The 21,543-nt window shown below is 65.9% G+C and carries 18 protein-coding genes; 13 read left to right on the top strand and 5 right to left on the bottom strand.

Annotated elements, in window-relative coordinates:
* The first annotated feature begins 9 nt into the window (after window positions 1–9).
* On the top strand, window positions 10–222 hold the full coding sequence (locus ACWGQ2_RS06395) for a heavy-metal-associated domain-containing protein (protein WP_452015452.1): 213 nt from the start codon (window positions 10–12) through the stop codon (window positions 220–222).
* Window positions 223–232: 10 nt separating this feature from the next.
* Complete coding sequence (locus ACWGQ2_RS06400) at window positions 233–2,470, top strand: heavy metal translocating P-type ATPase (RefSeq protein ID WP_452015454.1); 2,238 nt, start codon at window positions 233–235, stop codon at window positions 2,468–2,470.
* A 57-nt stretch (window positions 2,471–2,527) separates the two neighbouring features.
* Here the strand turns inward: ACWGQ2_RS06400 and ACWGQ2_RS06405 are convergent, their stop codons facing one another.
* A complete protein-coding gene (locus ACWGQ2_RS06405; RefSeq protein WP_452015456.1) occupies window positions 2,528–5,020 on the bottom strand; it encodes a DNA gyrase/topoisomerase IV subunit A in 2,493 nt (830 codons plus the stop codon).
* Between the two features lie 98 nt (window positions 5,021–5,118).
* On the opposite strand from ACWGQ2_RS06405, the gene ACWGQ2_RS06410 reads away from it, so the two are divergent.
* From ACWGQ2_RS06410 to ACWGQ2_RS06425, 4 genes are all read left to right on the top strand, one after another.
* Window positions 5,119–7,848, top strand: a complete 2,730-nt coding sequence (locus ACWGQ2_RS06410) for a bifunctional acetate--CoA ligase family protein/GNAT family N-acetyltransferase (protein ID WP_452015458.1) — start codon at window positions 5,119–5,121, stop codon at window positions 7,846–7,848.
* Window positions 7,849–7,934: 86 nt separating this feature from the next.
* Window positions 7,935–8,606, top strand: coding sequence for a DUF5998 family protein (locus ACWGQ2_RS06415; RefSeq protein ID WP_422399233.1), 672 nt, complete (start codon window positions 7,935–7,937; stop codon window positions 8,604–8,606).
* A gap of 5 nt (window positions 8,607–8,611) precedes the next feature.
* Window positions 8,612–9,790, top strand: a complete 1,179-nt coding sequence (locus ACWGQ2_RS06420) for an alkaline phosphatase family protein (RefSeq protein WP_452015461.1) — start codon at window positions 8,612–8,614, stop codon at window positions 9,788–9,790.
* Between the two features lie 3 nt (window positions 9,791–9,793).
* Window positions 9,794–10,549: a thymidine kinase gene (locus ACWGQ2_RS06425; protein ID WP_452015463.1), complete on the top strand. Its 756-nt coding sequence runs from the start codon at window positions 9,794–9,796 to the stop codon at window positions 10,547–10,549.
* Window positions 10,550–10,615: 66 nt separating this feature from the next.
* Here ACWGQ2_RS06425 and sepH read toward each other — a convergent pair whose 3' ends face one another.
* Entirely contained in the window at window positions 10,616–11,830 is a 1,215-nt protein-coding gene (gene sepH / locus ACWGQ2_RS06430; RefSeq protein WP_452015465.1) for a septation protein SepH, read from the bottom strand.
* Window positions 11,831–12,152: 322 nt separating this feature from the next.
* Between sepH and ACWGQ2_RS06435 the strand changes: the two genes are divergently transcribed.
* Window positions 12,153–12,452 carry a DUF4193 domain-containing protein gene (locus ACWGQ2_RS06435; protein ID WP_325789892.1) on the top strand — a complete coding sequence of 100 codons (300 nt, stop codon included), beginning with the start codon at window positions 12,153–12,155 and terminating at the stop codon, window positions 12,450–12,452.
* Between the two features lie 42 nt (window positions 12,453–12,494).
* Here ACWGQ2_RS06435 and ACWGQ2_RS06440 read toward each other — a convergent pair whose 3' ends face one another.
* Complete coding sequence (locus ACWGQ2_RS06440; protein ID WP_452015467.1) at window positions 12,495–12,968, bottom strand: DUF3093 domain-containing protein; 474 nt, start codon at window positions 12,966–12,968, stop codon at window positions 12,495–12,497.
* Between the two features lie 163 nt (window positions 12,969–13,131).
* Here ACWGQ2_RS06440 and dut point away from each other — a divergent pair, with 163 nt between their 5' ends.
* Genes dut through ACWGQ2_RS06460 form a run of 4 tightly spaced genes read left to right on the top strand, consistent with a single transcriptional unit; the run spans window position 13,132 to window position 15,446 of the window.
* On the top strand, window positions 13,132–13,617 hold the full coding sequence (gene dut, locus ACWGQ2_RS06445) for a dUTP diphosphatase (RefSeq protein ID WP_452016060.1): 486 nt from the start codon (window positions 13,132–13,134) through the stop codon (window positions 13,615–13,617).
* A 56-nt stretch (window positions 13,618–13,673) separates the two neighbouring features.
* Window positions 13,674–14,387 carry a DUF3710 domain-containing protein gene (locus tag ACWGQ2_RS06450; RefSeq protein WP_452015469.1) on the top strand — a complete coding sequence of 238 codons (714 nt, stop codon included), beginning with the start codon at window positions 13,674–13,676 and terminating at the stop codon, window positions 14,385–14,387.
* On the top strand, window positions 14,380–14,736 hold the full coding sequence (locus ACWGQ2_RS06455) for a hypothetical protein (protein ID WP_452015471.1): 357 nt from the start codon (window positions 14,380–14,382) through the stop codon (window positions 14,734–14,736). Before ACWGQ2_RS06450 ends, ACWGQ2_RS06455 begins: the two co-directional genes overlap by 8 nt.
* Complete coding sequence (locus ACWGQ2_RS06460; RefSeq protein WP_452015473.1) at window positions 14,733–15,446, top strand: DUF3159 domain-containing protein; 714 nt, start codon at window positions 14,733–14,735, stop codon at window positions 15,444–15,446. Before ACWGQ2_RS06455 ends, ACWGQ2_RS06460 begins: the two co-directional genes overlap by 4 nt.
* A 14-nt stretch (window positions 15,447–15,460) precedes the next feature.
* On the opposite strand, the gene ACWGQ2_RS06465 is transcribed toward ACWGQ2_RS06460, so the two are convergent.
* On the bottom strand, window positions 15,461–16,123 hold the full coding sequence (locus ACWGQ2_RS06465) for a potassium channel family protein (RefSeq protein ID WP_452015475.1): 663 nt from the start codon (window positions 16,121–16,123) through the stop codon (window positions 15,461–15,463).
* On the bottom strand, window positions 16,120–16,794 hold the full coding sequence (locus ACWGQ2_RS06470; protein ID WP_452015477.1) for a potassium channel family protein: 675 nt from the start codon (window positions 16,792–16,794) through the stop codon (window positions 16,120–16,122). Before ACWGQ2_RS06470 ends, ACWGQ2_RS06465 begins: the two co-directional genes overlap by 4 nt.
* A gap of 141 nt (window positions 16,795–16,935) precedes the next feature.
* Here ACWGQ2_RS06470 and ACWGQ2_RS06475 point away from each other — a divergent pair, with 141 nt between their 5' ends.
* Both ACWGQ2_RS06475 and ACWGQ2_RS06480 read left to right on the top strand, forming a co-directional pair.
* Window positions 16,936–18,288 (top strand): class I SAM-dependent RNA methyltransferase, encoded by a 1,353-nt coding sequence (locus ACWGQ2_RS06475; RefSeq protein ID WP_452015479.1) that lies wholly within the window; start codon window positions 16,936–16,938, stop codon window positions 18,286–18,288.
* Window positions 18,289–18,577: 289 nt separating this feature from the next.
* Window positions 18,578–21,403, top strand: coding sequence for an aconitate hydratase (locus ACWGQ2_RS06480; RefSeq protein WP_452015481.1), 2,826 nt, complete (start codon window positions 18,578–18,580; stop codon window positions 21,401–21,403).
* Window positions 21,404–21,543: the final 140 nt, after the last annotated feature.

Genomic DNA, 21,543 nt, shown 5'->3' on the forward strand with positions numbered 1-21,543 from the left:
AACACAGCTATGGAAACCCAGCTCAGCATTTCGGGGATGACCTGCGGGCACTGCGTCGCATCGGTCACGGAAGAACTCACCGCCGTCGAGGGCGTGAAGGACGTCCGTGTGGATCTGGTGGCAGACGGCGTGTCCACTGCAGTCGTCACGTCTACGGAACCCATTGCACCCGAACTGCTCGGCGAAGCCGTCGCTGAAGCGGGTTACACGGTGGTGGGCTGAAAGGAGTCTCATGACAACCCGTGAACAGCAGCACCTGCACGCAGAGCGCGAGGTGTCGCTGGACATTCAGGGCATGACCTGCGCTTCCTGCGTCAACCGCGTGGAGCGCAAGCTGGGAAAGATCGAAGGCGTGCAGGCCAGCGTCAATCTGCCGCTGAACTCGGCTACGGTCCGGGTTCCGGCCGGCGTCTCAGACGACCAGCTGGTGGCAACCGTCGAAGCGGCCGGCTACTCCGCGAAGGTAGCCGTCCCCGCAGGCCACGGCGACCATGAGGACCACATGGCGCACGGCGGCACCGCAGCACAGCTGCGTCCACGCCTGATTACTGCGGCCATCCTCACCGTTCCGGTCCTGTTGATCAGCATGGTACCTGCCTTCGCGTTCCCGAACTGGGGCTGGGTAGTAGCAGCGCTTTCGCTGCCCGTGGTCCTCTGGTCCGCCTGGCCCTTCCATCGTGCCGCTGCGGTCAATGCCCGCCACCTGGCCTCAACGATGGACACCCTCGTGTCCATCGGCGTCAGCGCAGCCTACCTGTTTTCCCTGGGACAGCTCATCGCGAATCCGGGGCTGACGGCCGATCCGGGCATGAGCGAAGGTGCGCATCTCTACTTCGAAGTCGCCGCCGTAGTCACCACCTTCCTGCTCCTGGGCAGGTACCTCGAAGCCCGCGCCAAAACCAGTGCGGCCGATGCCCTGACCTCCCTGCTCAGTCTGGGGGCCAAGGACGCCGTGGTGCTCCGCGACGGACGCGAAGTGCTGATCCCGGCCGGTGAGCTGGTTCCCGGCGACGTGTTTGTAGTGCGCCCGGGGGAGAAGGTTGCCACTGACGGAATTGTGGTCGACGGAGAATCGGCGATCGACGCCGCGCTGATCACCGGCGAATCCCTGCCGGTGGAAGTACACGCCGGCGATCCGGTCACCGGCGCCACGGTGAACACTTCCGGACGGCTGCTGGTCCGGGCTACTCGGGTGGGCAGTGAGACCACGTTGGCCCAGATGGGTGCGCTGGTCAGCGCCGCCCAGTCCGGCAAGGCGCCCATCGCGCGGCTGGCGGACCGGATCAGCTCCGTGTTCGTACCGGTGGTCCTGGCCATCGCCGTCGTCACTTTTATCCTGTGGCTGCTGATCACCGGAGACGTCCAGAGCGCGTTTGTCTCCGCCGTTGCCGTGCTGGTGATCGCCTGCCCCTGTGCACTGGGCCTGGCCACACCGGTGGGCCTGCTCACCGGAACCGGCCGCGGAGCCCAGCTGGGCATCCTGATCAAGGGCCCGCAGGTCCTGGAGGATACCCGCACGGTCAACACAATCCTGCTGGACAAAACCGGAACCGTCACCAGCGGCAAGCTCGCCGTGGCCCGTACAGTCCTGCTGCCCGGAGCCGGCGTGCCGGACGAATCAACTCTGCTGCGCCTGGCCGGATCCCTCGAGAACGCCGGTGAGCACCCGATCGCCCGGTCCATCGCCGCAGCAGCGGAAGCCGGACCGGGACTGGAACCCGTCAGCGGTTTCCTTTCCTCACCCGGCGGCGGTGTCCGCGGCACGGTTGCCGGACACAGCGTGGTCGCCGGCCGGCCCGGCTGGCTGGAGGAAAACAGCATCAGCCTGGATGAACGCGCCGCCGACGCGCTGCGCCGGGAACAGGAAACCGGTGCCACCGCAGTCGTGGTGGCTGTGGACGGGGTTGCCGCGGGCGTTATCAGCCTGCAGGACACCATCAAAGACGGTTCCCGCGGGGCAGTGGCGCGGCTGGTTGCCCTGGGGCTGCGTCCGGTTCTGCTGACCGGTGACAACGCCGTTGTGGCCCAAGCCGTGGCCCGGGAAGTCGGGATCGCCCCGCAGGACGTGCTCGCTGACGTCCGCCCGGAAGGCAAAGTGGAGGCGGTGCGCCGGTTCCAGGCGGAGGGCGCCACGGTGGCCATGGCGGGTGACGGCGTGAACGACGCCGCCGCGCTGGCCCAGGCGGACCTGGGTATTGCGATGGGCTCCGGAACCGACGCGGCCATGGCAGCGGCAGATCTTACCGTGATGGGCAGCTCGCTGGAGCAGGTAGCGACGGCGATCGAACTCTCCCGCCGTACGCTGCGGACCATCAAGGTCAACCTGTTCTGGGCGTTCTTCTACAACGCGGTGGGCATCCCGGTGGCTGCTTTTGGGCTGCTGAACCCCATGATTGCCGGCGCTGCCATGGCAGCGAGCTCGGTACTGGTGGTGGCGAACTCGCTTCGGCTGCGCAGCTTCGGCAAATAACACCCCGCGAACAAACAATGGGCCGGACCTGGAATTCCAGGTCCGGCCCATTGGGCGTTAAGGTGCCGTCAGGCTGGGGCCGATGTGTTCCACCGGGCTCGCCAGCGGAACACCGGATCCGTCCCGGCGGCCGTGTTCGGTGGGCAGCGCGCGCGCCACGCCGTTCGCTGCGGCTGCCTTGGCCGGACCATGGCCCGCCCAGGCAACCACCAGTGCGTCTTCACCCTTCAGGAAACGGTGTGCCCGCACACCGGCGGTGGCACGTCCCTTGGCCGGGTACTCGGAGAAATCAGTCACCTTCACTGATCCGCCCGGTGTTCCCGGAATCGTCTCCGTGCCGGAGGCAACAGTGACGACGACGGCGTCCGGGTCACCGGCAGCAACCACGCCGAAGAAGATCACCTCGTCCCCTTCACCGAGTTTCATGCCGGCCACGCCGCCGGCGGTCCGGCCCTGCGGGCGCACCGTCGAAGCGGGGAAACGAAGCAGCTGGGCGCCTCTGGTCGCAAAGACCAGCTCGTCGTCGTCGTTCGCGGCCACGGCGGCGCCAAGAACTTCATCGCGCGGCTTGAGCGTAATCGCTTCCCAGTCATCCCGGTTCAACGGGTAGTCCGGATTGACGCGCTTCACCACGCCGTTGCGGGTGCCGAAGGCCAGGACGGCGTTCAGCGGCACCAGACCGATCAGCTTCTCACCCTTGGCCAGGGTCATGAAGTCCTTTGCCGGCACGCCGCCGGCAAGGTTGGGCAGGCCGTTGGTCGGGGGAAGCGCCGGCATATCCATCACCTGGACGCGGATCATCCGGCCGGAGGACGTGACCGCTCCGATTTCCCCGCGGGCCGTGGTAGCCACAACGCTGCGGAAAACATCGTGCCGGGTCCGCTGTCCGCCTTCGACCAGGGGTTCCTGGTTGGAGGTCCGTGCCAGCTGCCCGGAGGCCGAGAGGATCACCCAGCAGGGGTCATCGGGAATCTGCAGCGGAAGCACGGCCTTGGCTCCCTTGCCGGCCTTCACAGCAACGGCTTCGGAGGCCAGCGGGGCCACGGCCTCGGATTCCAGCAGCACGGTACGGCGCGGGGTGGCGTACTTTGCGGCAACTTCGCCGAGTTCGTCGCACACGAGCCCGCGCAGGCGTTCCTCGGAATCCAGGATGGCCTGCAGCTCCTCGATGGCGGCGCGCAGTTCTTCCTGTTCCTTTTCAAGTTCCAGCCGCGAGTACTTGGTGAGCTGGCGCAGGCGCAGTTCCAGGATGTGGTTGGCCTGGATTTCGGTGAGGTCGTAGATGGACATCAGGCGGGTGCGTGCCTCTGCCGTCTCCTCCGAGGACCGGATGACCTGGATGACTTCGTCGATGTCGACGATCGCGATCAGCAGGCCCTCCACCAGGTGCAGGCGGTCCTTCTTGCGGCCCAGGCGGTAGGCGGTGCGGCGGCGGACAACTCCCAGCCGGTGGGATGCGTACACCTGCAGCAGCTCAACCAGGCCGAGGGTGCGCGGCTGTCCGTCCACCAGGGAAACGTTGTTGATGCCGAAGGAATCTTCCATCGGGGTGTAGCGGTAGAGCTGGGCCAGGACGGCCTTGGGGTTGAACCCGTTCTTCAGTTCAATGACCAGGCGGAGCCCGTTCTGGCGGTCCGTGAGGTCAACGACGTCGGAAATCCCCTGCAGTTTTTTGGAGGTGACCGCGTCCTTGATCTTCTCGATCACCTTCTCCGGTCCCACCATGTACGGCAGTTCCGTGACCACCAGTCCGGTCCGGCGGGCGGTGAGCTGCTCCACCTCCACCTTGGCGCGGGTCTTGAAGGAACCGCGTCCGGTGGCGTAGGCGTCCCGAATGCCGTCCAAGCCCACGATCCGCCCGCCGGAGGGCAGATCCGGACCCGGAACAAAGCGCATCAGGTCATCGAGGGTTGCCTCGGGATGCCGGATCAGGTGCTGGGTAGCAGCGATCACTTCGCCGAGGTTGTGCGGGGCCATGTTCGTGGCCATGCCGACGGCGATGCCCGAGGCACCGTTGACCAGCAGATTGGGGAACGCGGCCGGCAGCACTTCGGGCTGCATGAGCTGGTTGTCGTAGTTCGGAACGAAGTCCACGACGTCTTCGTCGAGGTGGTCCGTCAGGGTTAGTGCCGCCGCGGCCAGCCGCGCTTCGGTGTAACGCGATGCCGCGGGGCCGTCGTCGAGCGAGCCGAAGTTGCCGTGGCCGTCGATCAGGGGCAGACGCAGCGCCCAGTCCTGGGCCATGCGGACCATGGCGTCGTAAATGGCCGAGTCGCCGTGCGGATGCAGCTTGCCCATGACCTCGCCCACGACGCGTGCACTCTTGACGTGCCCGCGGTCCGGGCGAAGTCCCATCTCCGCCATCATGTAGAGGATGCGCCGCTGGACCGGTTTCAGGCCGTCCCGGGCGTCCGGCAGGGCGCGTGAGTAGATCACCGAGTAGGCGTACTCGAGGAAGGACCCCTCCATCTCGGTGGTGACATCAATGTCGATGATGTTCTCAGCGATGGGTTCGCCGGGAGGGGGTGCGGAGGCGGAGCGCCGGGCCATGTAGTTCTTGCGTCCTTGAGGTTGTGGTGACGGGTCGGTTTCGGTGCCTTGTGGCGGTTCGGTGGCGGGTTCCAAAAAATGCCCACTACTCTGAGTCTATGGCGGAGCAGGGACAATACCCCGAATATTGGGAAGCTGATGTCGTTTTGCGGGACGGGCGGACAGGCCATCTGCGGCCCGTTTCCCCGTCCGACGCCGAGGCGTTGCAGGCATTCCACATGCGCCAGTCCCAAAGCTCCATCTATCTTCGCTTCTTTACTTACAAGGCTAAACTGAGCGGCCGCGAGCTGAAGCGCTTTACGAACGTGGACTACCGGGACAGGGTTGCGTTTGTCATCACACTCGGCTCCGAGATCGTGGGCATCGGCCGGTACGACCGCCTGGATGACCCCACCGAGGCTGAAGTCGCCTTCAATATCTCCGATGACCACCAGGGCCGCGGAATCGGTTCAATTCTGCTCGAACACCTCGCCGCCGCCGCGCGGGAGAACGGGATCCGCCGCTTCAGCGCCGAAGTGCTGCCGGAAAACCGGAAGATGCTCAGTGTGTTCGCGGATGCCGGCTATGAGGTGCGCCGGGCGTTCGACGACGGCGTGATTGCCCTGGACTTCGACATCGACCCCACCGAGAAGTCCCGCGCCGTGATGGAGTCCCGCGAACACCGCGCCGAGGCGCGCAGCGTCGCGGACCTGCTGGCGCCGTCGTCCATTGCCGTGATTGGTGCCAGCCGGGAGTGGGGCAGCGTTGGCTACCAGCTGATGGAACACATCGTTGAGGGCGGCTTCACCGGCGGCGTCTACGCCGTGAATCCCGAGGCCTTTGAGCTGGCGGGCATGGTCTCCTACGGCAAGATCTCCGAGATCCCGGAACCGGTCTCCCTGGCTGTCATCGCCGTCCCGTACGACCAGGTGCAGTGCGTGGCCGAGGAATGCGCTGCGGCCGGAGTGAAGCACCTGCTGGTGGTCAGTGCAGGGTTCGACGACGGCGAAGCAGGCCTGGCGCGCCAGCGCCGCCTGGTGCGCTACGCCCGGGCCAACGGCATGCGCGTGCTGGGGCCGGCGTCCCTTGGCCTGATCAACACCCGCCCCGAAGTCTCACTCAACGCCTCCATGGCGCCCGCCCTGCCCCGCCGCGGGGGACTGGGCCTGTTCAGCCAGTCTGCCGCGATCGGCGTCCTGCTCTACGCCGCTGCCCAGCGCCGCCGGCTGGGACTGTCCTCCACCATCTCAGCCGGCAACCGCGCGGACGTCTCCGGCAATGACGTGATGCAGTACTGGGAGGACGACGCCGACACCAAGGTTGTGGGCCTGTACCTGGAATCTGTAGGCAACCCGCGTAAGTTCTCCCGCATTGCCCGCCGCCTGGCCACCGGCAAGCCCGTGATCGTCGCCAAGTCCGACGTCACGGGCCTTCAGCTCCCGCCGGGGCATTCCGTCCGCCTCACCCAGGCGCCGCAGGGAGCTCTGGATGCGATGCTGCGCCAGTCCGGCGTCATCCGGGTGCCCACCAACGAGCAGCTGATGGACGTTGCCCAGATCGCCTGCAGCCAGCCGCTGCCCCGCGGCAGGGGACTGGCGGTGCTGAGCAACTCCGCTGCCCTGGGACGGGTCCTGGCGGATGCAGCCGTTCCGCTCGAGCTGGACGCGGTGCACCTGTGCACCGACCTTGACCTGGACCGCGGCCAGAGCGTGGCGCTGCCGGCGCTGCGGGAAGCCGTAGCGAAGGCACTTGCCGACGAGGCGGTGCACTCCGCCGTGGTGACCCTGCTTCCGGCGCCGGGACTGCACAACGACGCAATTGCCGAGACACTGCTCGACTGCTCCCTCGAAGCCGGGAAACCGGTGGTAGCTGTGTTTACCGGGATTATGGATCCCAGCCAGCTCAGCGAAGGGGTGCTGGCAAACCGGGATCCGGCTGTGCCGGCTGAGACGGACGGGGAGCAGAGCACCGCCGGTGCAGAGCTTCCAGCCGGCCTGCCCTGCTTTGCCAGTCCGGGCGCAGCCGTCACCGCGCTGGCCGCGCTGGTCCGGTACACGGAATGGGCTGGCCGGGAACACGGCCACTTCACCGAACCGGCCGGCGTCGACACGGAAGGTGCACAGACGTACATCGACGAGCAGATGGCCCGGGTGGCCAATACCGAACTGCTCCGGCTGGGCCCTGCCGAAACGGCCCGGCTGCTCGGCTTCTACGGGATCAGCGTTCTTCCGTCCCTGCCTTTCCGCACCGAGGATGAAGCCGTGCAGGCGGCCAATGAGCTGGGCTGGCCCGTCGTGCTCAAGACCATGGACGAACATCTGCGGCACCGCCTGGACCTGGGCGGGGTGCGGCTGAACATTTCCTCCGAGCAGTCCCTGCGCAGCAACATCTCCGAAATGCGGACCGCACTGGAACCCTACGGCCGCTTTGAGCTCGAGGTGCAGTCCATGGCTCCCTCCGGCCAGGGATGTGTGCTGCGGGCCATTGAGGACCCGCTGCTGGGGCCGGTGCTGTCCTTTGGAATCGCCGGTGACGCCGTAAACCTGCTGGATGACTGGGCCCATGGCATTCCGCCGCTGACCAGCGTCGATATCGCGGATCTGGTGAGGGCACCGCGTACTTCGCGCAGGCTGTTTGGCTACCAGGGCCTGCCCAAGGTGGACGTTGCGGCCCTTGAGGACCTGATTGCCCGGGTGGCGCTGCTGAAGGACGAGCACCCGGAAATAGCGCTGCTGGAAATCAACCCGGTGCTGGTCTCGGTTCAGGGCGTTACCGTCCTGAGCGCCGACGTCCGGCTGGGCAACCCGCAGCAGCGCACCGACAGTGCCCGCCGTGCCCTGCGCGACTAGCGCCCGGCGCCGCCGTCCTGCCTCACTTATGCACACCCAGCGCGCCTTTTTAGGTGCTCGGGGCGGATCTGGGGGAAACTGGTTGCATGTCGCCGCTACTTTCCGCTGAACGCCGCAGCCTCGACGCCTCCATGGAGCGCGCAGGCTTCTACCCCACGCTGCTGGCAGACGTTGTTCATGACGCCCTGGACGGGCGCGAACCGCTTTCCCATCTGATCCATCTGGAAACGCACTTTGACCGGACTGAAGTGCACCGGCACATCACCGTCCTGGTGCTGACCGAGGACATGCTGGTGATCACCCACGTTGACGACCAGCAGCTCGATGAAGCCGGTGAGCAGATGATGGCGCAGGTCTCCACCGAGTCCGTGCCTGTCACGCAGATCCGTTCCGTGGTGCTGGGTTACATGTACTCCCAGCCGCAGAACTACAAGCCTTCGGACCAGGCCCGCGAACTCACGCTGGCTATCGCCTGGTCCGGCGGCCAGCGTCTGGACATGGGTCCGGCCGGCTGTGCGGATCCCCAGTGCGAAGCCGACCACGGCTACACCGGAACCATCGCCCAGGAAGACATCGTCCTGCGGGTCTCAGCTGAGGCAGACGGCATCCAGGCCGTCCAGAACGCCAAGGCCTTCGCCCGGGCGCTGCGCAAGGTCAACACGGACACCATGAATGTCCGGGCCATGGACCCCGCCCTCGACCGGCAGCGTATGCCCGGCATCGGCGGCCGGTTCAACCGCGGCCACCACCAGCGGTAAGGGGCATGGAAGCAGCACCCGCCTCCGAACCCCTGCCCCAGGCACCGGGTTACGGCCGCAGTTCCGTAGCCGAAGTGCTCACCAGCGCAGCCGCAGCCCTTCAGGTTCCCGGCTTCGCAAACACCCTTGAACTGCCCGCCGCCCGCCGGGTCTGTGTGGTCATGGTGGACGGCCTGGGACGCAGCCTGCTCAAGCAGCGCTCCGGACACGCACCCTACCTGAGGTCCCTGCAGGACAGCGGACGCACCCTGACCGCGGCTTTCCCCACCACGACGGCGGCATCCCTGGCCTCGCTCGGCACCGGCCTGCCGCCGGGACAGCACGGCATGGTGGGCTACGACGTCCTTGACCCGGCACAGGACAAGGTCGTCAACATGCTGGGCAACTGGGATCCCGGCGTAGACCCGAACCGCTGGCAGCCTTTCCCCACGGTGCTGGAACAGGCCGCCGAGCACGTTCCCGTCACCACGGTCAGCCTCCCCAGGTTCGCCGACTCAGCCATGACCAGGGCCGCCCTGCGCGGCGGAACCCACGTCTCCGGTACGGGGATCCATGCCCGCGTCCAGGCCGCCGCGGAGTCCCTCGCCTCCGAGAAGCGCATGCTGATGTACTTCTACTTCAACGAGCTGGACAAAACCGGGCACCGCTACGGAGCACAGTCACCGGAGTGGGGCGGCGCCCTGGAGGAACTGGACTCGGCGATGAAGCGGTTCACCGCCAAGCTTCCGCAGGACACCCTGGTCCTGCTCACCGCAGACCACGGCATGGTGGATACCGCTCCGGCGGACCGGATCGACTACTCGGCAAGCCCGGAACTGGTGGACGGCGTCCGCCACACCGCCGGCGACCCGCGCATGGTGCAGCTCTATCTGGAACCGGACGCTCCGGCGGGGACGCTGGAACGGCTCACCGCGGCCTGGCAGCAGGCGCTGGGCACCAAAACCTGGATTCTGACCCGGGAACAGGCAGTCTCGGCTGGGTTGTTCGGGCCCGTCCGGGAGGAGGTCCTGCCCCGCATCGGCGACCTGCTGATCGCGGCCCGTGAACCGATTGCTCTCTTTGATTCCCGGCGGGCCAGCGCGTCGGCCCTGCAGATGGTGGGCCAGCACGGCTCGCTGACCCGTGCTGAGCGTGAAGTCCCGCTCCTGACGCTGGCTCGGCCGGCAAAGGGCGGGCGGAAGTAGGTTATGGCTGAGCTTGTTTTCTTCTCCGGGACCATGGACTGCGGAAAGTCCACCCTGGCGCTGCAGATGGACTACAACCACAGCGCCCGCGGGCGCGGAGGAATTCTGTTCAGCCGCAACGACCGTGCGGGGGAGTCGATGATTTCCTCCCGCCTGGGCCTCCGCACACCGGCTGTGGAAGTCAGCGATTCCACCGACTTCTGGAATGAAGTCACGGACCGCCGGCGAGCCGGGCGGACCGTTGATTACCTCATCTGCGACGAAGCACAGTTTTACTCAGCGAACCAGGTGGAGCAGCTGGCACGGGTCGTGGATGAACTGTGCGTTGACGTCTTCGCCTTCGGCATCACCTCGGATTTCCGGACCCGGCTCTTCCCTGGCTCGCAGCGCCTGATCGAGCTGGCAGACCGCATGGAAGTACTGCAGGTCCGCGCACTGTGCTGGTGCGGCCGCCGCGCCACCCACAATGCCCGGACCGTGGACGGGGTCATGGTGGTGGAAGGGGACCAGGTGGTAGTAGGAGACGTTGGTAAACATGCTCCGGCCGCAGGAACGCCCGGTGCTGCTGAAGCTCCCACGGAGGAACCGCTCTTCGCCGCCGACGCGGTGGTGGCTGCGCCCGTGGTCGGTTACGAAACGCTGTGCCGCCGCCATTACATGCGCCGGGTAACGGCCCACAAGGCCCAGGCGATCGCCGAGGGAGCTGCCGGGGCCGCTGCAGACCTGGATGTCTGCGCTGTGCACCCGCGTTGTCCCTGAAAGGGGCTGCCCCTCCGGGGAACGACGCAGCTAGCCGGACACCTGATCGGTCTGAGCTAGCCCGAGTTAGTCGCCCTTGGTTCCAAAGACGATCTCGTCCCAGCTGGGCACGGAGGAACGCTTTGGCTTGATACGGCGCTCCGTCGTCGATTCCTTGGGCTCAGGAGTCTCAGCCGGTTCCTCCGGCTCCGCCGCAGGCTTACTGGTTTCCGGTACCCGCGAACCGCGCAGCGGCCGGGCCAGAATGCTGATTTCCGTTGTTGTGGTGCTCACGCCCTCGTCCAGGCGCAGGGGATCAGCGGCGGGTTCGGGCTCCGCGGAATCCGTGCCGGGCTCCGGCTCGCCGGGCACCACCGGCGCCAGGCTCAGTCGCCCGGTGCGGGGGCGGGCGGCTGATTCGTCTTCAAGTTCAGCCTGGCCCTCACGCGGGTGGGCTGCGGGGATGCTCCCCTTGACCAGCAGGGCAGCCAGGGCATCGTCGCCCTCTTCATCGGTTCCCAGACGCTGGCCGCGCCGGGACCGGAGGACGTTCAGCAGCTCATCGGTTTCCGCATCGCTGACCGTAACGGGCTCTTCGGGAGCGGTGTCCGTTTCGAAGTCGAAGACACGGTCGGCGACCGCCGAGAGGCGCCGGGCCGGAACAGGGGAGTCCACCGGAGCGAGTTCACTAAGCAGCTGGGCCCAGCGGTTGGCGTTGGTTACCTGCCTGCGCAGCGGGTTGTACGTCCAGCGGGCAGGCGGTTCTTCGCCCACGGAGACCCGGGAGTTCTCACCAAGGCTGAAGCTGGCAACCACGTCCCAGGACCCTTCAGGGCGGCGCCAGGAGTCCCAGGTGACGGTTTCCGGATCGACGCCGAAGGCACGCAGGCGGTGGGCCACCATTTCGCCCAGATTCACCGGTGAATCACCGAAGGCTGAACGGTGGCTGTCCTGTGCTGCGCTCATGGGAGCGGCAACTTCCACGGACTGTGCCTGGCGGGCAATGTATTCGCGTTCTGCCAGCACGGGGCCCTCATACCGGCGGATATGGGCCAGATCGTGTCCGGAGAGTTCAGCGACTTCCTCGGCGCTGGCTCCGGCACGGATCCGGGCCTGGATGTCCCGGGGAGTCATGGTTGGCCCGGTCTCGGGCTCGGCGGACGAGCCGCCGCGCCGCGCGGTGCGGGAAGCGGCAACGCGCAGGGCTTCATCGATGCGGAGCCGGAACGTTTCGCCGCCCCGTCCGCTCAGCAGCAGATGTTCGCCGCCCTCATGGACACCCACGAGCCGTAGATCCTGCATGAAAAAATCCTCGCTATCGATAGCAACTCCTTCTTGAAACAATGCCATCCGGTCCATCAAATTCCTACCGTTTGGCCCGGTGTGGCGCGGATCCACGGCCCGCGGGCGGCATGAATCTTGTCCCCTAAACCTGATCCCCGCGGCGCGGGCGTGGCTATTTCGTTCAGGGCGGACAAAAATCTCTCTTCTGCGGGCACAAATGCAGGGTCCGCTGCGTTGACTACTCCGAGCCGCGCTGCGGTTCCGGGCCAGGGGGCCGGGGCCGGCAGTACGTGCCCGGAATTACCCGTGCAGTACCGACACCGATGGTGGGATGAAAATTATGGCGACAGACTACGACGCGCCGCGCAAGGCCGACGAGGACGCCAGCGAAGAATCAATCGAAGAACTGAAGACGCGGCGGACCAACACCCAGTCCGCCGTCGTGGATGAAGATGAAGCCGAAGCAGCGGACAGCTTCGAGCTGCCGGGAGCAGACCTGTCCGGCGAAGAACTGATGGTGCGGGTGCTTCCTGCCCAGCAGGACGAATTCACCTGTGCCTCCTGTTTCCTGGTACGCCACAGGTCACAGATCGCCAAGGAGAAGGACGGGCTTTACTACTGCATCGACTGCGAAGGCTAAGCCGGGCGCAATGCCTGCAGGTGCCTGCCTGCCCGCAGGTGACTAGCTGTCCGCAGGTGAAAGCACTGCGGCGAGCTTTTCAGGGTGGCGGGTGGAGGTGAGCCAGTAAGGGGTCCGGTCAGCGGGATCGGTGATTTCCATCTTGACGACCGGACCAATCCAGCCGCGGATGCACAGGTACGCAGTGGCGTTCAGCGCCGGGCCGCGCTGCTGGGTGGCGTCCTCACCGCGGTAGGCCTCTACCTCGCCGATCCACTTGCGTTCAATCTGGGCGCGGCCCACCTGCACGGTCTGCTCCGTCACGCGGATGACCGGCGTCGACATCAGCAGCAGCACCGTCAGTGCCGCAGCGGCAACCAGTGCAACCAGGATGCCGACCATCAGGCTAATGGGAATGAAGGCAAGGACGAAGGTCCCCGCGACACCGGCAACAACGAGCCAGATCCAAAACGCCGGCAGCAGCCTTTCCGAGTAAAGAACGGTCTGGGCAGGGCTCTGTGCAGCGGGTGTTGACATACCCCCAGCTTCCCATCTTTCCCGCACCATTTCATCTCGCCGGTCCGCCGGGGGAGCCCGCGCGCCGGGCGTGGAAGCGTATGCGGCACGCGCTAAAGTAATCAAGGCGCTGCTGGTCTTTGGCCGCAGAGGCCGTAAGCCATGAAGAAACAGTTCCACAAAGATCCCGGAGACAGCTGTGCAGCATGCAGGACCCAGTGTGAAAGTCCAGCTGAAAATGCTCGACGACGGACTCGAGGCGCCGTCCTACGCCCACCCAGGGGATGCCGGCGCTGACCTGCGCGCCCGCGTCGACGTCGAGCTCGCGCCCGGTGAGCGCGCACTGGTGCCCACCGGTGTGGCCATCGCCCTGCCATTCGGCTACGTTGCCCTGATCCACCCCCGGTCCGGACTTGCCACGAAGCATGGGCTCACGATTGTCAATGCGCCCGGTACCGTAGACGCGGGTTACCGCGGTGAAATTTCCGTCACACTGTTAAACACGGACACCGCGGAACCGATTCGGCTCAAGCGCGGAGACCGGATTGCGCAGATGGTGATCCAGCGCGTCGAAACCGCGGAGTTCGAACCGGTTGCAGAGCTCTCCGATTCGGTCCGCGGGGCCGGCGGCTTCGGCTCCACCGGCGGATTCGGTACAGCAACGGCCTAGGCCGCTATATCCCGGGTTCAACTGCCCGGAACCACAGAAGGAAAGAGGACCAGGCGATGGCATTTGGACGCCGCAGGAAAGACCGGGCGGAATCCGGGTACGTGCCCCAGGAGCAGGACAATGACACTGCCTCTGAGGCTCCAGGAACCGGAACCAGCCCCGGACACGGCCCGTTCGACGTCGCCGACCGTCCTTCCGAGGAAGGCTACGTAGACCTCGGTGCGCTTCGCATCGCAGCGACTCAGGGCCTGGCCCTCCGCCTGGAAGTGGAGGAAAAGACCAAGCGCGTCGTTGCCGTGACCTTGGATATGGATGGTTCCAGCCTGCAGCTGCAGGCTTTCGCCGCACCGAAATCCGAGACACTCTGGGATGAGATCCGCGGACAGATCGTGAAGTCCGTGTCTTCCCAGGGCGGCACCGCCGACGAACTCGAGGGTCGGCTGGGCACTGAGCTGCTGGCCCGTGTGCCTGCTCAGGCACAGGACGGTTCCAAGGGATACCGCGTTGCACGGTTTGTGGGCGTTGACGGACCGCGCTGGTTCCTGCGCGGCGTGTTCGGCGGTCCTGCAGCGATGAATCCCGACGCAGCCGCACCGCTGGAGGACGTCTTCCGCAACGTAGTGGTGGTCCGCGGCGACGCCCCGCTTCCGCCGCGCGACCTGCTGCAGCTCACCCTGCCCCGTGACGCGTCCCCGCTGCCCAATCGCAGCGAAGATGCAGTGAAGCCGGAACCGCCGAAGCGCGGACCGGAAATCACCACCATTGGCTAAGCGGATGCCTCCGGCGGCCGGCGCTTCGGCCCGGCTGCGCATTTCGGAGCTTCCTGCCCGGGGGCGGGCACACAGCAGCGGCTACGTTGAATCAGTCACACTGGTGCCCGCAGATGCCGCACCCCGCTTCACGGCTACCCTGGCCGACCTGCAGGGTGCCTACCGGGATCCCGCCGCGGCCCATGCGAGGCGGAGGGTGCGCCTTATCTGGATAGGGCAGCGCCGCATTCCCGGCATCGTCGCCGGAACTCAGGTAGCGTTCGAGGGCATGGTGAGCAGCGTTGGCGGACAGCCCACCATCTTCAATCCCCGATACGAAATCATTGGACGTCCGGAAGGCGAATTATGAGCACCAGCCCAGAATCTGAAGGAAAGGGCCGCCCCGACAGCCAGCCTTCGATGAGCGAGCTGGCCGGACAGTACGCTGCCCGCTCCGGCGTTGAACGCGGAGAGGACGGTCAGATCGACGTCCTGAAGTCGGTTGGCGGAGTCCGCGGCCTGGCCGAGGCGATCCTGCCGGGCCTGCTGTTCACCCTGATCTACACCATCACCACTGAACTCTACGTTTCCCTCGGCGCTGCGGTAGTTGCCGCCGGCGCCTTCGCCGTGGCAAACCTCATTCAGAAGCGCCCGCTGGTGCAGTCGCTGACCGGCGTCATCGGCGTCGTCATTTGTGCAATATTTGCGCTGCAGAGCGGCAGCGGAACCACGTACTTCCTGCCCGGTTTCTACCTCAACGGGGCCTACATCCTGGCGTTCGCCGTCTCCGTGGCGGTGAAGTGGCCGGTAGCCGGTCTGCTCTTCGGCTTCATCCGCGGCGAGAATCTCTCCTGGCGCAGCGAGCCCAGGCGCCTTCGTGCCTACACCCTGGCCACCTGGATCATCATCTCGGTCTTCGCGCTTCGGCTCGCCGTCCAGCTGCCGCTCTACCTGGCGGACAACGTGGCGGCGCTGGGCACCATGCGGCTGGCAATGGGTGTGCCTCTCTATGCCCTGGGACTCTGGCTGGCCTGGGTGGTTTCCCGTCCGGCTGTGGTCCGCGGGGAGCCTGTTTCCTAAATCCCCGGCGCTCCTTAGGACTTCGGAGCCAGCAGGTTCCGCAGCTCATCCTCCGCGGCGATTGTGGTGACGAAGAAGAGTTCGTCGCCGGCCTCGATGACGTCGTCGCTGCTGGGCGTAATCGGTGCATCGTCCCGCAGGATCGCCACGAGCGTGGAGTCCTGCGGCCAGGGAACGGATCCCACACGTGCACCCAGCATGGGTGAGGCCGAGGGGACGGTGAACTCCACCATGGAAGACACTCCCGTCTGAAGGGTCAGCAGGCGCACCAGGTCGCCAACCTCCACGGCCTCCTCAACCAGGGCGGTCATCAGTCGAGGAGTATTGACGGCCACGTCCACGCCCCAGGAATCGTCAAACATCCAGTCGTTCTTGGGGTTGTTGACACGTCCCACCGTCCTGGCCACACCAAACTCGGTCTTGGCCAGCAGTGAGACCACCAGATTAACCTTGTCATCGCCGGTGGCGGAGACCACCACATCAGCGGCGTCGAGCTTGGCGTCCTTCAAAGTGGTCAGCTCGCAGGCGTCGCCAATCAGCCATGCTGCTCCGGTAAGTTCGCTGCGTCCCTCAGTCTCCGGCTTCTCATCGATGAGGAGCACCTCGTGGCCGTGGGAGAGCAGCTCCCTTGCGATGGAGGACCCCACACTGCCGGCCCCGGCAATTACTACCTTCACGGGTTCTCCTTTACGGGCGGAGCCGAGAGCACCCGGCTGATCTCCGCAGTTCGTTCAACGTGCATCATGGCGTGCAGGACGTCCCCCTCCTGGTAGCTCGTATCCGCGCGGGGGAGTACCCCTTCCCCGAAACGGGTGATGTACGCGATCCGTACGCCGGCGGCGGCCTCCACCTCATGCAGCGGGCGGCCCAGCCAGGACGGTTCCAGCGAGAGTTCACCCAGAATGAGCCGGCCGGAGGATTCCCGGAAGTCGCCGTTGATGCTCTGTTCCGGCAGGATGCGGCGCAGCACCTGGTCCGCGCTCCAGCGCACGGCAGCCACGGTGGGGATGCCGAGCCGCTGATAAATCTCTGCCCGTCCCGGGTCATAGATCCGCGCAACGACGTGCGGGACGTGGAAGGTCTCCCGGGCAACCCGGGTGGAAAGGATATTCGAATTGTCGCCGCTGGAAACCGCGGCGAAGGCATACGCCTCTTCAATTCCGGCCTGCTCCAGGGTGGCACGGTCAAATCCGACGCCGTTGACCCGGGTGCCGCTGAACGCCGGGCGCAGCCGCCGGAAGGCGCGGGGATCCTGGTCGATGACAGCCACGGAATGCCCGGCATTGTCCAGAGTATGGGCCAGCATGGCCCCGACCCTGCCGCACCCCATGATCACGTAATGCGCCACCGTGTCCTACCTCATGTTCCTGCGCGGGATTCCCCGCCGCTTCCGTAACCCGCTCCGGGCCAAAGGAAAGCATAGTCCGGCGTACGCCTGAAATCGTGGTGTGATGGTGTTTTAGCACCAACACGGAAGTTCGAACGCACTATGACCCCCGAAACCCTGCCCGGCACGAATCCTCCCCGCGATCTTGAACTGACCATCGGTCCGGCCGCACACGGCGGGCACTTTGTTGCCCGGCATGAGGGCCGTGTGGTGTTTGTCCGCCACGGCCTGCCCGGGGAGCGTGTCCGTGCCCGGCTCACCGACGCGGGGGAGAAGGCGAAGTTCTGGCGCGCCGACGTCGTTGAGGTCCTGGAAGCCTCAGATGTCCGCGTGCCGCACTTCTGGGCACCCGCAGATGCACTGAAGGCCGGTTCACGCGGCCGCCTTCCCGTGGGCGGCGCCGAGTTCGGGCACATCGACCTGGCCGAACAGCGCCGGCTGAAAGCCGGGATCTTCGCCGAGCAGCTCACGCGGCTCGGCGGTGTGGACCGGGAAATCACGGTGGAAGTCCCGGAGGATGAGAGCACCGGCGGCCTGGGCTGGCGGACCCGTGCCGGTTTCTCCGTGGCACCGGGCGGCCGCCTGGCCATGCACCCGCACCGCTCTGAGGACCTGGTCCCCGTCCAGGAAATGCCGCTGGCTTCTGCCGCCATCAATGCGCTCAGGCTCTGGGAGGTGGACTTCACCGGCGCTGACCGCGTAGAGGTCGCTGCCCCCGCCGCCGGTGGTCCGCCGCTCGTCCTGGTCATTCCCTCTGCCGGAACCCATCCCCGGACCCTGGCGCGGATCGCCTCCGAAGTGGGCGCGGCAGCGGACGCCGGAGCCGGGGAAACTGTCTCGGTGGCCGCCTGGAACCCCGAGAGCCACGAACTGACCCGTCTGCGCGGCCGCACCTGGGTCCGCGAACACGCAGCCGGACACGAGTACCGCGTCACTGGCGCAGGTTTCTGGCAGATCCACCGCAGTGCCCCCGAAGTCCTGGTGAACGCCGTGCTCCAGGGGCTTGAAGTCCGCGAGGGCGAACGCGTCGCCGATCTCTTCGCCGGTGCCGGCCTCTTCACGGCACCGCTGGCGGACGCCGCCGGCTCTGCCGGGCATGTCCTCTCAGTTGAAGGCTCTCCAGGCACCAGCCGGGATGCCCGCAAGAACCTGTTCGCCGCTCCGCAGGTGGAAGTCGTCCAGGGACGCGTGGACCGGGTGCTGCGCACCCATGAGGGCCGCCTCGACGCCGTACTGCTGGACCCGCCGCGCACCGGGGCCGGCCGGGTGGTCGTGGACCAGATCAATGCCGCCAACCCGCGTGCGGTCGGTTACGTGTCCTGCGATCCGGCGTCGTTCGCCCGTGACCTGGCCTGGTTCCGGGACGCCGGCTGGGAACTGGAAACCCTCCGCGTCTTCGACCTGTACCCGCACACCCATCACATGGAGTCCTTCGCACTCCTACGCCGTCCGTAATACACGGCCGCTACAGGCGCCGTGGGCCGGTGTGGGACGGGCCATATACCGGTAACCGGCGCGGTGAACGGTCCAGCGGACCCGCATCCGGCTAGGATGGGAACAGTTGTCCGGCTCCGTGCCGAAGGGATGCCCGCTGGAACGTTTAGCAGCGCAGGGGGACTAGCCAGCCCGGGAAATCACCCACCATTTCCCGGCCGGGCCCAACAGCTGTGCCGGTTAGGAGCTCCTAACTAGCGTGCGGCGGATCACTGGACAAAGATAAAACGGTGGCGAGAGGAGTCCTGTTATGAGTAATGTGGACAGCTTCGGTTCCAAAGGCGTCTTGAACGTCGGCGGGAACGAGTATGAAATTTTCCGGCTGAATTCCGTCGAGGGCGCCCAGAGCCTTCCGTTCAGCCTCAAGGTCCTGCTGGAGAACCTGCTGCGCACCGAAGATGGTGCCAACATCACCGCGGACCACGTCCGTGCACTGGCCAAGTGGGATGCCAACGCAGAGCCCAGCACCGAAATCCAGTTCACGCCTGCCCGCGTGATCATGCAGGACTTCACCGGTGTTCCCTGCATCGTTGACCTGGCGACCATGCGTGAAGCAGTGGCCGACCTGGGCGGCGACCCCAAGCGCGTCAACCCGCTGGCACCGGCCGAAATGGTTATTGACCACTCCGTGCAGATCGATGCTTTCGGCAACGCCGGCGCACTCGAGCGCAACATGGAAATCGAATACCAGCGCAACGGCGAGCGTTACCAGTTCCTGCGCTGGGGCCAGACCGCATTCGACGACTTCAAGGTTGTTCCCCCGGGAATGGGCATTGTCCACCAGGTCAACATTGAGTACCTTGCCCGCACCGTCATGACGCGTGAAGTTGACGGCGTCCTGCGTGCCTACCCGGACACCTGCGTCGGTACCGACTCCCACACCACCATGGTCAACGGCCTGGGCGTGCTCGGCTGGGGCGTTGGCGGCATCGAAGCCGAAGCAGCGATGCTCGGCCAGCCCGTTTCCATGCTCATCCCGCGCGTTGTCGGCTTCAAGCTCACCGGTGAGATCCCGGCCGGCGCCACCGCCACCGACGTCGTCCTCACCATCACCGAGATGCTGCGCAAGCACGGCGTCGTCGGCAAGTTCGTGGAGTTCTACGGCGAAGGCGTTGCCTCCGTGCCGCTGGCCAACCGCGCCACGATCGGCAACATGAGCCCCGAGTTCGGTTCCACCGCCGCGATCTTCCCGATCGACGACGTGACCCTGGACTACCTGCGCCTCACCGGCCGCTCCGAGGAAAACGTAGCCCTCGTCGAGGCCTACGCCAAGGAACAGGGCCTCTGGCACGATCCGTCCAACGAGGTCAAGTACTCCGAGTACCTCGAGCTGGACCTCTCCACCGTGGTTCCCTCCATCGCCGGCCCGAAGCGCCCGCAGGACCGCGTGGAGCTCACCAGCGCCAAGCAGCAGTTCCGTGCCGACCTGAAGAACTACGTGCACGAGACCGTGGAAACCCAGAACGGCACTGTCGACGAAGCACTGGAAGAAACCTTCCCGGCCTCCGACGCCCCGTCCTTCGCTGAAGGCAGCACCAAGATCAAGGACGTCGAACACGACCTGGTCAAGGAATCCGATGCTCCCGCCGAGCGTTCGGTGAACAAGGTTCCCGTGACCATGGCCGACGGCCGCAGCTTCGAGCTGGACCACGGCGCAGTGACGATCGCCTCGATCACCTCCTGCACCAACACGTCCAACCCGTCGGTCATGATGGCCGCTGCCGTCCTGGCACGCAACGCCGTCGAAAAGGGCCTCGTCGCCCAGCCGTGGGTCAAGACCTCGATCGCTCCGGGTTCCAAGGTAGTCACCGACTACTACGAGAAGTCCGGCCTGATCCCATACCTGGAGAAGCTCGGCTTCTTCGTAGTGGGCTACGGCTGCGCCACCTGCATCGGCAACTCCGGTCCGCTGGAAGATGAAATCTCCACCGCGATCAACGAAGCCGACCTCGCAGTCACCGCAGTGCTCTCCGGCAACCGCAACTTCGAAGGCCGCATCAACCCAGACGTGAAGATGAACTACCTGGCTTCCCCGCCGCTGGTAGTTGCCTACGCACTGGCCGGTTCCATGGACTTCGACTTCGAGAACGACCCGCTGGGCCAGGACTCTGAAGGCAACGACATCTTCCTGAAGGACATCTGGCCGAACCCGTCCGAGGTCCAGGAGATCATCGACGCGTCCATCAGCCAGGAAATGTTCACGGATTCCTACGCCACCATCTTCGAAGGTGACGACCGCTGGAAGTCCCTGCCGACCCCCGAAGGTGCAACCTTCGAATGGGATTCGGAGTCCACGTACGTTCGGAAGCCCCCGTACTTCGAGGGCATGAAGGCACAGCCGGAGCCCGTCACGGACATCGAAGGTGCCCGTGTGCTGCTCAAGCTGGGCGATTCGGTCACCACCGACCACATCTCCCCGGCCGGCTCCTTTAAGTCGGACACCCCGGCAGGCAAGTACCTGCTGGAGCACGGCGTGGCCCGCAAGGACTTCAACTCCTACGGTTCCCGCCGAGGCAACCACGAGGTGATGATCCGCGGTACGTTCGCGAACATCCGCATCAAGAACCAGCTCCTGGACGGCGTTGAAGGCGGCTTCACGCGCGACTTCACGCAGCCCGAAGGCCCGCAGAACACCGTGTACGACGCATCGGTGAACTACCAGGCCGCCGGCACTCCGCTGGTTGTCCTGGCCGGCAAGGAATACGGTTCCGGTTCTTCCCGTGACTGGGCAGCCAAGGGCACCGCACTGCTGGGCGTCAAGGCCGTCATCGCCGAGAGCTACGAGCGTATCCACCGCTCCAACCTCATTGGCATGGGCGTTCTTCCGCTGCAGTACCCGGCCGGCGTCAACGCCGAGTCCCTGGGCCTGACCGGTACTGAAACCTTCTCGGTCGAAGGCGTCACCGAACTGAACAACGGCAACACCCCGAAGACCGTCAAGGTCACCGCGGTGCCGGAGAACGGTGAAGCCATCACCTTCGATGCTGTCCTGCGCATCGATACCCCGGGTGAGGCTGACTACTACCGCAACGGCGGCATCCTGCAGTACGTGCTTCGCCAGATTTCGGCAAAGTAGGCCTGCACAGCCCTTTAGCGCAGCGCCCCGTTTCCTTCCGGTTGGAAGGAAACGGGGCGTTTTGCGGTTCTGTGGAAACCCGGGGCGCGGGGCAGGCGTTAGAGTTAAAAGCTGTGACGGTGCGTTTGCCCGTTGCCTAT

The organism is Arthrobacter sp. NPDC055585 (genome assembly GCF_053619115.1).